This is a genomic window from Candidatus Bathyarchaeia archaeon, assembly GCA_041447175.1.
In the GTDB taxonomy this organism is placed as follows: domain Archaea; phylum Thermoproteota; class Bathyarchaeia; order Bathyarchaeales; family Bathycorpusculaceae; genus JADGNF01.
In genome coordinates this window covers 528,581-543,124 of the sequence record CP166960.1, presented here as the reverse complement: position 1 = coordinate 543,124, position 14,544 = coordinate 528,581, and the positions used below count along the sequence as shown (strand labels likewise).

Sequence of the window (14,544 nt, the reverse complement as noted above, 5' to 3'; positions counted from 1 at the left end):
TGAAATAAAAGTTACTTTATCGTATTTATTTGAAACATGATCGGCGTTTAACAATGTTTTTTCCACATATATTAAGTTTAGTAAACACTTATATGAAAGAAAATACACAATAGATAACCGTATCGGCTGCGGGGCGGATGCGTTATTGGCAAAGGACAAGAAAATCAGACAAGCAATTCTTAGAAAGATGCTTCGACAAGAGTTTATAGGGGCTAAACATACTTCCATCGAAAATATCCCTAAAGGATTCCCAAAACACATGCGGAAAGACGTTGCCGATATTACTAGACAACTGAACAAAGAAGGCTTTATAATCTTTAAACCCAAACCAGATGCAATACATGTTTCTTTGAACCCAAAAATGTTGCCGAAAATCCGCTCCGAACTTGGGTAAAAATAACAAGAGAGGGTACGTCTTTTTTTTGACTATAATTCTCTATGAGTGTTTTCCATTTGTTTTAACCTTCGACGATTATGCCGCATGCTTCACCTGGGGTTTTGCCTTTTAGGGCTTCGTGGGGTCGGATGTAGTTGTGGAAAATCTGGTACCCATTAAAAACGGCGGTTTCGTTGACCTTGATTCCCTGCATGATAAAAAATTTATGAAAGGAATATTTAGCTCAAAAGATGCCGCTTAATTTTAAGCGGTCTTTTTTCATTTGTTTTCTCCATTTGAGTATGTTTCTTTTGAGGCATTTTATCCATTCCAAATAGTCGTCGCCCATAAGCCATTCAGTAACGTTCTCGCAGGTGTTTAGGTTAAAGATTTGTACGTAATATCTGCCGTCTTTTGCCCTGAACAATTCAGCGTATCGGTCGCCGAAGTAGCAGAGACTCGCAAGCACTAACTCCATTTTGAATATTCCTCAAAATAACATTATCTTTTTAGTATTTAAGTAAAAAGTAGTATAAGTAGTATTATAATAAGTCACCAATACAAGGAAAACCATAAAGGTTATGTTGCCCGATTTGAATACTTTTTTGGGACTTTACATGAAGTTAAGCGCTGAATTAGTGCCTTCAACCGTTTGGTACTCCTCACTCTACAGGCTCCTACCCTCGGATGTGTGGAACCGCCTAAGAGACCAAATAATAAAAGAGAACGGCAGAAAATGCCAAATCTGCGGAGAAACCACAGGAACCATGAACTTACACGAAAGATGGAGCTACAACGACACCACCCACATACAAAAACTTGAGGGCTTCATACTACTTTGCAGAATGTGCCACCACATAAAACACATAGGCTTAGCAGGCATACTCGCCAATGAGGGAAAGCTCGACTACACCAAAGTAGTCAAACACTTCTGCTCCGTAAACAGCTGCTCAGAAAAAGAATTCACCAAACACGTAAACGAGGCATTCTCAACTTGGAGCAAACGCTCCCAGCACCAATGGCGCCAAGACTTTGGAGAGTACACAAAATACCTCCAAATATGAAGCCAAGCTTTGATGTCTCTTGAGTTGTCATTCTGATTTTACCAGATGTTGCAGTGCAGTGTTGTGTTTTGCTGAATCTGATTTTTTGTTATATGCTAACAAGGAAAGGAACCGCGCTATCGCGCGGTTCGGCTCGCTCGCTTCGCTCGCTCGCCCGACGGTTAAGTGCCCGCTTTTCTGCGCGCCCTCGCCATCGGGCAAGCGCGAGTTTTCTGGCGGGGTATCCTTACGCTCCGATTGCCCCAGGGGGCATCGGTCAGGGGCTGTCAAGCGCAAGTGCCGCCCCCGCCAGAAAACGTCGTACTTTTCGCAATGCATTTTTGCCGGTACTGGGCAAAAATGGCAAAAAGTCCCTTGCCGCGGTTGGCGTGGGCGCGCGCTATCGCGGGCACACGACGAATTATGAAGTTGTGTAGAACAGAAAGAGAACGATAGCGGTCAAAAGACCGCCCGTAGCTGTGTACAGCCATAACCTGAGTGAAGCCGCTCCACTTGTATCAAATATAACAATCGGTTAGTTTTTATAGGTTTTTGTCCTATTTGACACAATAATGTACAGAAAACGTCAGTTATTGGCAACTAAGCGTAAGGGTCAAGCACTCAAAGCTTTCAAGAGTTCCCCGAAGCCCAAAGGTCATTTGAAATAATCAAGCGAGATCAGAGCACGGTTTTGCCGTCGCCCGTGGAATGGGTCAAACGCCAAACTTCAGACTCTGAAAGCAATTTAGACTCAAGCTTAGGCATACACCACTTCATCGATTCCAAGCAGGAGTCAGGCTCTCTTAGTTGGGGCTTCATACGCCGAACAGTAAAAACAGTATAAACCATATTCAAGCCATCAACAACCTCAAAATACTTAGGCGAATCAATAACCGCCTGAACAGTCTTAGAAGAAAACAAATTACCACCCTGAAAGCAACCCTCAAGACGAGAACAACAAGACCAATTAGCAAACCCAACAACACCCTGAGTCTTAGGCTTAAGCTTTCGATGCTGAAAACGAGTCTGACGCCCCAAACGCCCCGTAGGAAGAAGCCCAAGCTTAAGGTTTCTATCCCAAATTTCCTTTGCACGCCAAAAACCATAAACATCAACAAGATGCGTAAATGAGTTCTTGAAGCCCTCACAAACCCACTGACGCCCATAACTCATCCTCAAAACAGGCTGCTTCGCAAAATACTGCCCAACCATGTACAGGCTCAAACCCTCAGCACTCGTAATGTCAATTTGTTTGATATTGACCCGCGGAGAACCCCAAAGCAACGCCCACTTATCACTAAGCCACTGAAAAGGAATTTTGGGAACCATGTAACCTTTTCTAAAAACAATATGCATAACCCCGCCGCCCTCATCAGTTTTGATTTTAAAATACTTGAGTTTAAAACGGAACCGTTCCCAAAGTTTAGGATACTTAACAGTTTTCTTTTTGAATTTCCCAAGATAAACATAAGGCTCACGATGAGTTTTCTTACAGTACCGCTCATACATCTTTTGAGTTAAATAATATTCAATCTGCTGTTTGAGCTTAGTAAAAGCATAATTCATCAATTTGAGCTTCTCTTTACGCTCTTTGGGCTTCTCAGGAATACTACGCCCGTTTGAATCAACCATCTTATTTCCGAATCGGTCTCTTTTTATGTCATATTGCGTAGAAAGCGTCATAAAAACAAGCCTTTCCCCCCGATACTGTCCAAGCGTCATACCGCTTCTCAGTCTCATAAAATGGCGCTTTTGCTTCGGCGAAAACTTGTCTTTTCGATAAACAGAAAGCGACTCAAAAAGACTGTTTCCAAACGAAACAAGCTTATTTTCACCCCTGATTTTTTGAACAACGTAAACCTTGCCGTCAGGCATGAGGTAACGTTTAGGAAGCAGCTTTCCGTTGACTAACTCAAATTCGTTCCCCTCAGGGTCAACATAATCAGCAGCACACGACCCAGCAGAAACACAAGCCCTCATACGCCGAAGACAAAAAGAATGCTAACTTGCCCAGCACGAAGAAAAAGGGGAGCTTTGGCGCGGAGATGGGGACATCACCACTACAGAGGGGTGCGAAATAATCCCCTGAGTTTTGGCATAATCCCATAACTTAAAAGTCGGCTTTTGTGCTTTCAGAGTTAACTGTACGTTTTGAACGTTGATAGCCAGTTAAGGGTGCATAGATGCCTGCCACGGCGGGATTCATGGGGGTTTGAGGTTAGAAATTGTTTATGTTGAGTCTTCTTTTTTTCGTAACTAAATTATTCAACGCCTCGTTACGAAACAACTGGGGGGTAACTTTTCTTGTGGTGATGTGTACGCCGTAACGCAGGTCAGATTCTAAAACAACCTCAAGAGTGTGTTTGCAGTAGGGGCAAACACAATGCTCAACCAAACTTCTATTTCGCTTAAGCATTTCTTACAGCCATATAATCTTTTGTAGACTGCAAAATATAAGAATTAAGCGGGGCAAACTCCAGATGAAAAAGTTGTCAATCAACCAGAAAGCCACAAAACCCCGCGAAAAAGGTTAGAGATTGACTTCAACGGCGTGGTTTTACGGTGTTAGTCATCATCGTTAAGGGCGGATTGTAAATCCAGTTGTCTTCAGGGGCAGTTTTTGGTTCAATTGGAAGCGTAATGGTGAACTGGGTGCCCTTTTCAACTTCACTTTCAACACTGATGTTGCCGCCGTGCGCGGTTACGATGCGTTTACAGATGGCTAAACCAAAACCCATGCCCTTTGCCTTGGTCGTGAATAGAGGCGTCCACAGTTTGCTTAAAGTCTCTTTTGTCATGCCGGAGCCGTTGTCTGTAAAGGTTATTTCCCAGCCCTCAGGGGTTTCTTTGCTTTTCACGTTTAAAACTCCCCCGTTAGGCATTGCGTCGAAGGCGTTTTTGATGATGTTCAGAAACACGCGGGTCATCTTCGCCGAATCCACTTTCAGAGAGGGCGTTTCAGCGGTGAAATCAACAATTTTTACGCCTGCAGGCACCGTAACTAGAGCTAAGGCGTTTTTAAGCAGCATGCGCGGATTAGCCGTGGAGAGGTCAAGGTGGATGTCTCGGCTGTACTCAAGCAGGTCATTGATTATCTTGTTGGAGTAAACTATGCTTTTATCAATTGTGAGCAGCATATCTTTTGCGGTTTCATCAAGTTCATCGGCGTACTTGGCTTTAAGGTAGTAAACTGCGCCTTTGATGCTGGTCAGAGGGTTCCGCAAGTCATGACCAACCATGCCTGCTAACTCCCCGATAGCTACAAGCCGTTCAGATTTAACCAGCTTAGCTTGAGCTTGCTTAAGCTGTTGGGTACGTTGTTCAACCAGGTCTTCAAGTTTATGCGAATACCGCGCAAGGTCACTTTGCATTCGCTTCTTTTCAGTGATATCAACAGCGAGTTCTAACGCGGCGACAACGTTGCCATCTTTGTCTTTCATAGGCGTAACAGTAATCTCTTGATAAGAGACATCTTTTGGAGTTTGAAGTTCTATTACGCGAGTATCTATGGCTGCGCCCTCAAAAACTTTCTTAACACCACAATTTGAGCAAATACTGTTGCGATGATGAATAGTGGAATAACATTTCTTTTGTTCAACATCGCCATAAATTTGTTTTCCATGCTTGTTTAGCCAAATGATGTTATAGTTTCGGTCGATAATCAGGAGCCCTGCGTTGATGTTTTCAGTTACAGCCTCCAGCTTGTTTTTTTCCTCCAAAAGTTTCTCTTGCAGCTGTTTCTTTTCAGTTATGTCGACCGTTAACTCTAAAGCACTTGTGACGTTGCCCTGTTGGTCTTTGATTGGGGTGACAATTATTTCGCTCCAAACAGCCTCGCCATTTGGCCGTCTTATGCAGTACTCGTGGGCATCGTAGGCTGCGCCCTCGAAAACTTTTTTCACTCCACAGTCGGGGCAAACATTGTCTAAGTGGTTATAAACGGAATAGCATAAACTGTTTTCAGCTTTGGGAGCGAGCCGTTTGAGGTACTTGTTTGCCCAGAGTATACGGTAATTTCGATCAATGATTGTCAAGCCAGCACCGATGTTTTGCGTTATGTTTTCTAGCATATCGCGTTCCCGTTTAAGGGCGTCTTCCATTTTTTTGCGTTCGGAAATATCCCGCACAACTGCCAAAATGCAGTTTTTTTCTTTTAACAGAATAGAAGACAAGGAAAGTTCGATTCGAAAGTCTGTGCCGTTTCGTCTCCAAGCGTACAATTCAAAGTTTTTAAGCGACAGCTTTTCCTGTGCGAATTGTTCAAAGATGTTAGTGTAACTTTGGTATTCATTGGGCACCCCTATGAATTTGGGCAGCTTTTTACCAACAGCTTCCTTTTCCGTGTAGCCAAAGGTTTTTTCTGCTGCGGGATTCCAGTAAACAACCTCTTCTTCTTTGTTAACTAAGATTATGGCGTCAGAGGCGGAGTTGCTTATTGCACGGAATCTTTCTTCGCTTGCTTGCAGGTCGTTAACTAGCCGCTTCTGTTCGGTTATATCTCGAACTATGCTAACAACCAGTTTCACCTTTCCATGTTCAAAAATGGGGGACCAAGAATGAGAAACCCATCTTGTCTCGCCAGCCTTGGTTACCACTCGGTACTGAAAGTTTGAACCGCGTTCACCCTGCAAAGCGCGAGACAAAGTGGCACCTATTTTTTGTACATCATCAGGATGGAAAATTTGAGACTCGTCAACATACAACTCCTCAGGAGTATACCCCGTTAACTCAAAGATAGCTGGACTCAAATAAGATATAGAGGCGTCGGAGCGTGTGAGCATTATAACGTCACTGGAGTTTTCCACTATACCTCGGAATTTTTCTTCACTTTCTTTGAGTGCTTCCTGAACCATTTTTTGTTCAGTTATGTCTTCACCTGAGCTGAGTGTGCCAATAACCTCGCCCCAGCGAGTTCTAACAAGTGTATGCCGCCAACCGATAATTCGGCGTTCCCCGCCCGCGCAGACAACAATGTTTTCCGTATGTTCTGGGCGAGAAGTTTTCCCCTTAAGCCTCAGTTTATGCGCACACAGTTGCACCGTTTTTTCTTCTGGAGGCACAAAAAGGTCAAACCAGTTCTTGCCCAAAACTGGCTCAATTTCACAGCCCAATATGGAGCAGCCTTTTCGGTTAAGTAAGGTGATGTTACCTTCAGGATCCAATGCAAGCAACAAGACATCTGCCACGTCAAGGTATGTTTGAGCTTTATCTCGCTCATAGGTGATGCGTTCCTGAGCTAATTCAATTTGTTGCGCCAGTTTTCGGTATTCGCGTTCTGAAGATAGCAGCTCCTCATGGGCTTTTTTTCGTTCGCTTATGTCTTTAGTCACTGCTACAAAACAAGCAGGTTTCCCTTGGTCATCTGGTATAACACTTAAAGAGAACTCGCCTGGAAACTGGGCGCCATTTTTTGTTATGAACTCATATTCAATATTCTTGGAAGCGCCTCCATGCATGAGCAGGTTTTCTGCAACCTCGGTGATTCTTTGTTGGTCTTTTTCAGAGGCTAAGTCTAAGCCGTTTTTCCCGATTAACTCTGATTTGTCGCCGTAGCCAAACATTTTTACGGTTGCCTCATTGCAGTCTAACACTGTGGCTTCGGGGTCAAAAACCATCAGCGCATCGGGGGAGGCATCCAAGATGGCTCTGAGTTTCTGTTCACTTTCCTTAATTTTGCCTGCTTTTTCCTCAACCAGCAACTCCAAGTTTTCTGTATATTGTTTTAGCCGTTTTTCCATTTTTTTCCGTCGCGTTACATCACGACAAATTACCAAGTTTGCCTGCTGCCCAGCATATTCAATGTTTTTTGCGTTCAGTTCGTAATGAAAAAGTTCGCCAGCAGTGTTGGTCACCTCCAACTCGTAGGGTTCAACTTGAATGCCCTTATACCTAAGTTGAAGGTTTCTGAAGCCAAGTGCTTTGCTATCTTCCGAAAGATAAGGCAGTACCAAGAAACTTTTACCCAACCAATTTTCCTTGGCAGTGCCCATCGCTTTTTCGAAGGCAACGTTTAGGAAAAGAAAGGTTCCTTTTTGGTCAACAATCAAAACAGGGTCAGCAAGCAGGTTTAAAGCATCAACAAAAGAGCTCGCTTTGCTGGATTTCTCGTTGTCAGCTTGCTCAAGAGTGTTTCGGGGTAAAAACGTGGTTTCGGCTTTGGTTTTTGTGACAAATTCTTGTTTAACCGTGTTTATATAGTTTGAGAAGGTGAAGTCGTCGGCCTTCATGGGTTTGCAGTCGTTTTTAACTTTGGCGTGAAGCCGCTGCATAAGCATGAGTTCAAGGGGTTTACTGCCCACCCCAAACAAGGTGTTTAATGCGTGGTCAAAGGCATCTATACGGCTGGGTATATCTTGGCGTTTGATGCTGAATTTTTGTTCAATATGAAAATATATTGCCGTTTTTGCGCTTTCACCCAGAGCAGATAGAGTTTCGTCAATAACTTCCAGAAAAAGCTGGTTGAATTCGTCTTCAGTAACTTTCGGGTTTTTGTTTTGCATCTTAATCCTCAGGTAAGGTTGACTCTACGCGACCGACAGCTTCAAACCAAAACAACATGCTTCAGTTTTTAAATAAAATCTTATGAATCACTAATCAACTTTTGAACCCTTCATGGAAACATAAGCCAAAAGTTATATCTTCTTAGCTTACCCGTTAAATGAAGGTGGAAATCTTGTCGTTAACATTACGTGACGCCCAACATCTTGCTTGGAAAACCTTCAAAAAATTTGAAAAACTAGATGAAAACAAAGCAGCCGAATTCAGCTCACCAGAGCAATTAGTCAAAAAAGTGGAAGAATTAGCTAAGCAAATAATAGATTCTCAAAAGGCACAGGAATCATCAACTACAGAAGAGTGCGGAAAAATGCTTTCAGACCTACTTTTCATGATGCTTGTTTCTGCTGAACGCCAAGGAGTAAACTTGGAGGATTCGTTTTTGCAGGCAGTTGATGAACTCATTTTGAGTTTTGTAAGCTAAAAGTTTATTTTTTCCCCAACCGAAAGCTTTGTGATTGTTATGGATGCGCTTGAAGTCACGGGCTTGTCCGTCAAAGTTGAGGGCAAGCTTATTTTAAAGAACATCACGTTCAGCCTCAAGCAGGGCGTGAGTCACATCCTTTTTGGACCCAACGGGTCAGGAAAAACCACGCTCATAAGCACGCTCATGGGACTGCCAGGATATGAAATCACAGAGGGCCAAATCGTCTTCATGGGACAGGACATAACACACATGAGCGTGGATGAACGCGCTAAACTGGGGATAGTGGTCTCCTTCCAGAGTCCGCCTGAAATCACAGGGGTAAAACTTGGGGATTTGCTTAAACTGTGCCTTGGCAAAAGCGCATCTGACGACTTTAGCCCTGAAGAGATGAAACAGATTGAAGCGTTCAGGCTCACGAGCTTTTTGAACAGGGAAATTAACGTTGGCTTCTCAGGTGGGGAGAGAAAACGCAGCGAAATTTTGCAGCTGATTTTCCTAAAACCCAAACTTTTGCTGCTTGATGAACCAGACAGCGGCGTAGACGTAGAAAGTTTACGTTTGATTGCTGATGAAATACAACGGTACTCCGAAGTATCGGGCGCCAGCGCCTTGATTATCACACATAAAGGGGACATTTTGGAACATGTGAAAGCAGGCTACGGATGCATCTTGCTTGGTGGCCGGTTCCACTGTTTCACTGAACCCATGGGCATCTATCAAGATATCAAAAAACTTGGCTACGAAGGATGCGTAGAATGCAGAGTACGAACACGCGAGGGATGGAAGAGTGAGCAAGACGAAAGAGAACAGTGAGTTAACTAAAATTCCACACCAAATTCTGGAAGAAGCCGCAAAAGTCGGCTTAGAAACGCAGGACCAAAACCGCGCAGGGACCTTTCTTCACCTGAACCAAGAAACTGTTGCCTCCAGCATCAATCAACTCTACGAAGGCAAAGTGGAAATGATGGATATCAAAGCCGCGTTGGAGAAGTATCCTTGGGTTAAGGATTATATGTGGAGAATTGTCAGCAAAGACAAAGATGAATATACACGCAAAGTGGCAGATGACTACAGCGGCGGCTACTTCATGCGCATAATGCCTGGCGCCGAAATTACGTTCCCGTTACAGTCTTGTTTGATGATTACACAAAAAAACCTTGAACAGCGGGTGCACAACATCATCATCGCCGAAGAGGACTCCAAAGTGCACATAATTACCAGTTGCCTGCAGCACTCCAGCATAGAAAGCGCCTCACACTTGGGCATAAGCGAAATCTACGTCAAGAAAAACGCCATGTTGAACTTCACCATGATTCATCAGTGGGGTGAAAACACTAAAGTGCGTCCGCGAAGCGCCACGGAAATTGAGGAGAACGGCACATTTGTTTCTAACTATGTGTCAATGCGGCCCGTGCGGGACATGCAGATGTACCCCGTAGCTTACTGCAAAGGCGACAACTCAAGAGCAAGCTTTAACAGCATTCTGTACGGACACAAAAACAGCCAACTAGACATCGGCTCCAAAGCGATTTTGACGGGCAGAGGCAGCAAAGCAGAAATGGTTAGCCGAGCTATTTCACGGGAGGGCTCCAAGCTGATTATTCGAGGCATGATTGAAGGGGACAACACCGAAAGCAAGGGCCACTTGGAATGCCGCGGTCTCATCATGGATGACGAATCGTATCTGCAGTCCATACCTGAACTGATTGCTAGAAAGAAAGGTGTCGAAATCACCCATGAAGCTGCAGTGGGGAAAATAAGCGAGAAAGAAATCGTTTACCTTATGACTCGTAAGTTGTCAAGGGAAAAGGCGGTTTCGCTTATTATTCGAGGCTTCATGGATGTTGGCATATTGGGTTTGCCGGATGCTTTGAACGCGGAGATTAAAGGCATAGTGGATGCTTCAACTGAAGCCAATTAGCGGTAGGGACGTTTAAGACGCAAGGTGTGGTTTACAGTTTCTTGTAAACTACGTCTTGCGGCTTAACTGCCTGCGGTATTTTTAAGCCAACGCTTTGTCCAGCTTCTGCGCGTTGAATATTTGTGTTTTCAACCTGTATAACGTTAACAGTTGTCTGAACGTTTGTGGTTGGTCCTGCGAATAGGATGCAGTCTCCGACTGCCAAAGGCGCCGTGAGGTCAACTAGTGCAACGCTGATTTTGTGAAAGAAATGCTTCACTGTGCCAATTTCAAGCACGCCTTCTTCACTCATACACAATATTGCTCCTCACGAAACATTACGTCCGATTCAAATAAAAAACTTGCCCAAAGTACGGTACATTAAACAAAGTTACAAACAAGATTTCGTTTTCAAGTCAAACAAAACGCGAAGTCACTTGCAAAAGAAAGAGTTATCAACCCAAACAGCAAAGAACAGACCATGCTGGATTTAGAGAAAAGGACGCCTGAGCAAGAACAAACCGCAAAAAACGCCCTCAAAGACGAGAAACTGCTTTCGGAGCTGTTGGAAAGCATGGTTTCCACGGACAGAGAACGCAGATACCAATGCTTTAAGGTGGTATACCTCTTAAGCGAAGACCATCCTGAAGTGCTCTACCCAAAATGGGACTACTTCAAAGAAATGCTGGAATCCAAAAACAGCGCATTCACTTTTCAAGCCATACACATACTCGCCAACTTGGCAAAGGTTGACGCAGAAAATAAGTTCGAACAAAGCTTTGGTTCCTTCTACCGCTTTCTGAACGGAGAAGAATTAATCCCCGCCAGCCATGTAGCCATCGTTTCCAATAAAATCGTTAGGGCAAAACCAGAATTAGCGGATGCAGTAACTGCGAGGCTGCTGAATTTGGATAAGGCAACCTATAAACACAAGGAGCTGGTTCAAGCCGAAGCCTTAAAATCGATTTCTGAATTCTTCGACAAAGTTAGCGAAAAAAAGCAGGTGGTTGCCTTAGCGAGGGAACTGCAGAAAAACAGGGGCAGAGCAAAGAGTGAGGCATCGGCGTTCTTAAAAAAATGGAACTTATAGAGGCAGCAGCCGTAAACCTGTTTTACGCTCAAAAAAGCCTGATAAACGGCTATGGCGATTTTTCGAGTTCGACTTTAACTGCCCAAGAAATCTTTTTGGCTAACTCCTCAGCGTCGGCTTCAAGACCGTTCTGCTCTATGAAGTCAGAGACTACGTCGTAAACTTTGTCGCTTACCTCGGGGGAATCCAGTTGTTTAAGAAGCATTTTTCCGATTTCGTCGCAGAGTTCCTTGCTTTGCCGCTCGTTTAAACTGAAGGACTGCATGTAAATTCACCGAAAAATTAACACAGAGTGCGCATTTAAGGGTGTGTGACTGCAAACGGTCAACCACAACAGCGGCATGTTTTTGCAGAAAGAGATAATAGCTTTTTTTCTCCATTTATTATTGGTGTTTTTTTGGGAATTAAAGTCGGAGATAAAGCTCCTGATTTCACTTTGCCCAGCCAGATGGGTGACGATGTGACTCTTTCAGAGTTTTTCGGCAAAAGGAATGTGGTGCTCTACTTTTACCCCAAAGACGAAACCGCCGGATGCACCAAGGAAGCTTGCGCTTTTCGGGACAGCTACGATGTTTTCACTGAGTTAGACGCAGAAGTGTTGGGGGTCAGCGGGCAGAGCGTGGAGAGCCATAAGTCGTTTGCGTCGCATCATGGTTTGCCGTTTCTGCTGCTCAGCGACGAAAGCAACATGGTTAGGGCGTTGTATGGGGTGCCGTCGAGTATGGGCATCGTCCCCGGCAGAGTCACCTACATCATCGACAAGCAGGGGTGTTGTGCGGCATGTTTTTAATTCACAGTACCACCCAGTGAAGCATGTTGAGGAAGCCAAACAGGTGTTGGAGAAACTCAACTTAGAAGAAAAAGCCGCCCCGTAAATGCTTGCTTGAGGATGTGAAATACTGCTTAACTTGTACAACTCGTTAACCCAGAAAATTGAGCCGTTCCACTTAGCACAAAATAAACAAGTCAAGATGTACACTTGTGGTCCCTCAACGTATCAGCGTCCCCACATCGGCAACTACCGCACCTTTCTTTTCGAAGACATCCTGCAACGTTACCTTGAATATCTGGGTTACAGCGTCACACGGTTAATCACCTTGACAAACATTGAAGACAAAGCCATAAACTGGGCAGAAATCGCCAACATCACGGTAGAGGAGCTCACCAGCCGCAACGAAGAAATCTTTTTTGAGGAATTTGAGCAGCTACGCATTAAACGTCCTCAGTTTACGGTTCGGGCATCCACCATCGTGGACCAAGCCGTCAAACTAATTCAGACTTTGATAGCTAAAGGCGTCGCCTACAAGTACACCTACAGAGGCGCCCACAACGTGTATTTTGACCCCCTCAAGTTTGAGGGGTTTGGTAAACTTGCACGCCTGGACATGAAAAAGTGGCCCAAAACAAGGCACCGTTTCCATTTGGACACGTATCCAGGTATGCCGTGGCATTTGGGGGATTTTGTGTTGTGGCGTGGCTGTCATGCGCATGAGAGGGTTTGTTGGGATACCGAACTGGGCAGGGGCAGACCCGCTTGGAATGTGCAGGACGCCGCCATGGTTACGAAGCATTTGGGGTTTAGCATCGACATCGCGTGTGGCGGAGTGGATAATCTTGTGCGGCACCACGACTACACGCTTGCCGTGGCCGAGGCGGCTTCAGGAGAGCCGTTTGCGCGGTTTTGGCTGCACGGTGGGCATTTATATGTTGACGGAAAAAAGATGTCTAAAAGCCAAGGCAACGTGCTTTATCTGGATGAGTTAGTTGCTAAAGACTACTACGGCGCGGCAGTACGTTTCTTCCTAATTTATGGCGCCTACCGTAAGAAGCTAAACTTCACTTGGGAGGCACTTGCCGAAAGCAGCCGTAAACTTGACAACTGCCAAGCACTGATAAGAGAACTCCAAAACAACCAAACAGCAAATGCCCCCTCCACTAATCAGGCGAAGAAGGCGGTTCAAAACCTGCTGCCCACGTTCGAGAAACACATGAACAACGATTTAGACGCGAAATCAGCCTTTGACGCAGTTTACGCGACGGTTGCCTTGCTTGTAGAGTTCAAACGTAAAAAGGCGTTAGGTAAAGCCGAGTTGGATGCGGCTATTGATGCGCTTCGGAGAATTGATTCGGTGCTTCAGGTGCTTTTTTAACAAAGAAAAAGAGAGGGAGAAGAAGGTTTGCGGGGTTGTTAATGAGTTGCGGGTTCTTCTCGGATGGCGTTTTGGATTTTTTCTTTAAGTTCAGGAGAAATAGTTTTTATGTCATGAACGGATGCGGCGTGGATGGAAATTTGTTTCATAAGTTCCTCTTTGGTGGGCGCTGAGGCTTCAAAACCGCATTTCATGCCTATATCTGCGCATTTAAAAGAAGGCAAAACGTTCACCTAGAAATACTTGCAGGCGCTCTTTAATAAGCGTGCAGCATTGATGCGGAGAAGTACTCCGCTGGTCTGCTTATGGTTCTTCAAGAACGGGGTTGTTTGGGGTTTCTGGGTCGACGACTTTTAGGATGCCTTTGTTGCCAGTCGTGAGCTGTTTTGTACCTCGGAATTTGGTTACGGATGCGTTTTCCAGTTCAATGTGGTCGCCTTTGGATACCGTTTCAACTTGGTCGCGCCATAGACAAAGGTTGATTTCGCCTGTGGAGTCTTTTAGGAGCGCTTTTGCCATGCGGATGCGGTTGCCGTATTGTGTGTTGACGAGGGTGGGTTCGGTAACCTTTAGAACTTCGGCTTTAAGGTTAACGTGAGTTGCGCCAACCTTGAGGTCTTCAATTTGGCTGTAAAACTTGCCTGAAGGTTGTTCAGGTCGGAAGCTCTGAACCAAATCTGTCTCCATGAAGTTCCTTATGGGGTTTTTTTGTTTTTCCAAAAAGTCCACGGCGACGGGGAACTGTGAAACCACTTGGTCGCCTTCCCTGATTAAAAAGTAAATTTTATCGTCGATTTCTCCGCGGCATTCTACTTCAAGTTCGCCGCATTTGGCTTTTCCCATCTCTCCTGCTGCGAGCAATGCACAGAAGAGCATGTCCGGATGAACGTCATATTTCACCGTGAGGAACGCCAAGTATTCGCCCTCTGCTTTTTTACGCCTCAATCCTTTTTCACCTCCACGTTTTGTTTGTTACGGGTTGAGTTTAGGGTGTCTAGTCTGG

16 protein-coding genes are annotated in these 14,544 nt (G+C 44.8%); 8 read left to right on the top strand and 8 right to left on the bottom strand.

What is annotated here, in order from left to right:
* Positions 1–145 precede the first annotated feature (145 nt).
* Positions 146–394, top strand: a complete 249-nt coding sequence (locus ACBZ72_02815) for a hypothetical protein (GenBank protein ID XES77822.1) — start codon at positions 146–148, stop codon at positions 392–394.
* A 64-nt stretch (positions 395–458) separates the two neighbouring features.
* On the opposite strand, the gene ACBZ72_02810 is transcribed toward ACBZ72_02815, so the two are convergent.
* Complete coding sequence (locus ACBZ72_02810; GenBank protein XES77821.1) at positions 459–590, bottom strand: hypothetical protein; 132 nt, start codon at positions 588–590, stop codon at positions 459–461.
* A 30-nt stretch (positions 591–620) separates the two neighbouring features.
* Positions 621–854, bottom strand: coding sequence for a hypothetical protein (locus tag ACBZ72_02805; GenBank protein XES77820.1), 234 nt, complete (start codon positions 852–854; stop codon positions 621–623).
* Between the two features lie 139 nt (positions 855–993).
* On the opposite strand from ACBZ72_02805, the gene ACBZ72_02800 reads away from it, so the two are divergent.
* Complete coding sequence (locus tag ACBZ72_02800; protein ID XES77819.1) at positions 994–1,440, top strand: HNH endonuclease; 447 nt, start codon at positions 994–996, stop codon at positions 1,438–1,440.
* Between the two features lie 657 nt (positions 1,441–2,097).
* Here ACBZ72_02800 and ACBZ72_02795 read toward each other — a convergent pair.
* Positions 2,098–3,294, bottom strand: coding sequence for a hypothetical protein (locus ACBZ72_02795; GenBank protein XES77818.1), 1,197 nt, complete (start codon positions 3,292–3,294; stop codon positions 2,098–2,100).
* A gap of 668 nt (positions 3,295–3,962) precedes the next feature.
* A complete protein-coding gene (locus tag ACBZ72_02790; GenBank protein XES77817.1) occupies positions 3,963–7,919 on the bottom strand; it encodes a PAS domain S-box protein in 3,957 nt (1,318 codons plus the stop codon).
* Positions 7,920–8,092: 173 nt separating this feature from the next.
* Between ACBZ72_02790 and ACBZ72_02785 the strand changes: the two genes are divergently transcribed.
* Genes ACBZ72_02785 through ACBZ72_02775 form a run of 3 tightly spaced genes read left to right on the top strand, consistent with a single transcriptional unit; the run spans position 8,093 to position 10,322 of the window.
* On the top strand, positions 8,093–8,398 hold the full coding sequence (locus ACBZ72_02785; protein XES77816.1) for a hypothetical protein: 306 nt from the start codon (positions 8,093–8,095) through the stop codon (positions 8,396–8,398).
* Between the two features lie 39 nt (positions 8,399–8,437).
* Positions 8,438–9,214, top strand: a complete 777-nt coding sequence (gene sufC / locus ACBZ72_02780; GenBank protein ID XES77815.1) for a Fe-S cluster assembly ATPase SufC — start codon at positions 8,438–8,440, stop codon at positions 9,212–9,214.
* Positions 9,189–10,322, top strand: coding sequence for a SufD family Fe-S cluster assembly protein (locus tag ACBZ72_02775; protein ID XES77814.1), 1,134 nt, complete (start codon positions 9,189–9,191; stop codon positions 10,320–10,322). The genes sufC and ACBZ72_02775 overlap by 26 nt, the downstream gene beginning before the upstream one ends.
* Positions 10,323–10,353: 31 nt before the next feature.
* Here the strand turns inward: ACBZ72_02775 and ACBZ72_02770 are convergent, their stop codons facing one another.
* Positions 10,354–10,614: a translation elongation factor-like protein gene (locus ACBZ72_02770; GenBank protein XES77813.1), complete on the bottom strand. Its 261-nt coding sequence runs from the start codon at positions 10,612–10,614 to the stop codon at positions 10,354–10,356.
* A 168-nt stretch (positions 10,615–10,782) separates the two neighbouring features.
* On the opposite strand from ACBZ72_02770, the gene ACBZ72_02765 reads away from it, so the two are divergent.
* On the top strand, positions 10,783–11,391 hold the full coding sequence (locus tag ACBZ72_02765; GenBank protein XES77812.1) for a hypothetical protein: 609 nt from the start codon (positions 10,783–10,785) through the stop codon (positions 11,389–11,391).
* Between the two features lie 49 nt (positions 11,392–11,440).
* Here the strand turns inward: ACBZ72_02765 and ACBZ72_02760 are convergent, their stop codons facing one another.
* Positions 11,441–11,656: a hypothetical protein gene (locus ACBZ72_02760; GenBank protein ID XES77811.1), complete on the bottom strand. Its 216-nt coding sequence runs from the start codon at positions 11,654–11,656 to the stop codon at positions 11,441–11,443.
* Between the two features lie 132 nt (positions 11,657–11,788).
* Here ACBZ72_02760 and ACBZ72_02755 point away from each other — a divergent pair, with 132 nt between their 5' ends.
* Both ACBZ72_02755 and ACBZ72_02750 read left to right on the top strand, forming a co-directional pair.
* Positions 11,789–12,181, top strand: coding sequence for a peroxiredoxin (locus ACBZ72_02755; protein ID XES77810.1), 393 nt, complete (start codon positions 11,789–11,791; stop codon positions 12,179–12,181).
* A gap of 118 nt (positions 12,182–12,299) precedes the next feature.
* Positions 12,300–13,541 (top strand): class I tRNA ligase family protein, encoded by a 1,242-nt coding sequence (locus ACBZ72_02750; protein ID XES77809.1) that lies wholly within the window; start codon positions 12,300–12,302, stop codon positions 13,539–13,541.
* Positions 13,542–13,579: 38 nt separating this feature from the next.
* On the opposite strand, the gene ACBZ72_02745 is transcribed toward ACBZ72_02750, so the two are convergent.
* Positions 13,580–13,765 (bottom strand): DUF1059 domain-containing protein, encoded by a 186-nt coding sequence (locus ACBZ72_02745; GenBank protein ID XES77808.1) that lies wholly within the window; start codon positions 13,763–13,765, stop codon positions 13,580–13,582.
* Between the two features lie 79 nt (positions 13,766–13,844).
* The gene (locus ACBZ72_02740) at positions 13,845–14,486 is read right to left on the bottom strand and encodes a hypothetical protein (GenBank protein ID XES77807.1); all 642 of its coding nucleotides are present in this window, start codon (positions 14,484–14,486) and stop codon (positions 13,845–13,847) included.
* Positions 14,487–14,544: the final 58 nt, after the last annotated feature.

What these genes read in the sequence shown, in the direction of transcription:
- ACBZ72_02765 (XES77812.1), top strand. Translation starts at nt 10,783, where the DNA reads ATGCTGGATTTAGAGAAAAGGACGCCTGAGCAAGAACAAACCGCAAAA.
- ACBZ72_02805 (XES77820.1), bottom strand. Translation starts at nt 854, where the DNA reads ATGGAGTTAGTGCTTGCGAGTCTCTGCTACTTCGGCGACCGATACGCT.
- ACBZ72_02795 (XES77818.1), bottom strand. Translation starts at nt 3,294, where the DNA reads ATGCCTGACGGCAAGGTTTACGTTGTTCAAAAAATCAGGGGTGAAAAT.
- ACBZ72_02770 (XES77813.1), bottom strand. Translation starts at nt 10,614, where the DNA reads ATGAGTGAAGAAGGCGTGCTTGAAATTGGCACAGTGAAGCATTTCTTT.
- ACBZ72_02790 (XES77817.1), bottom strand. Translation starts at nt 7,919, where the DNA reads ATGCAAAACAAAAACCCGAAAGTTACTGAAGACGAATTCAACCAGCTT.
- ACBZ72_02760 (XES77811.1), bottom strand. Translation starts at nt 11,656, where the DNA reads ATGCAGTCCTTCAGTTTAAACGAGCGGCAAAGCAAGGAACTCTGCGAC.
- sufC (XES77815.1), top strand. Translation starts at nt 8,438, where the DNA reads ATGGATGCGCTTGAAGTCACGGGCTTGTCCGTCAAAGTTGAGGGCAAG.
- ACBZ72_02810 (XES77821.1), bottom strand. Translation starts at nt 590, where the DNA reads ATGCAGGGAATCAAGGTCAACGAAACCGCCGTTTTTAATGGGTACCAG.
- ACBZ72_02800 (XES77819.1), top strand. Translation starts at nt 994, where the DNA reads ATGAAGTTAAGCGCTGAATTAGTGCCTTCAACCGTTTGGTACTCCTCA.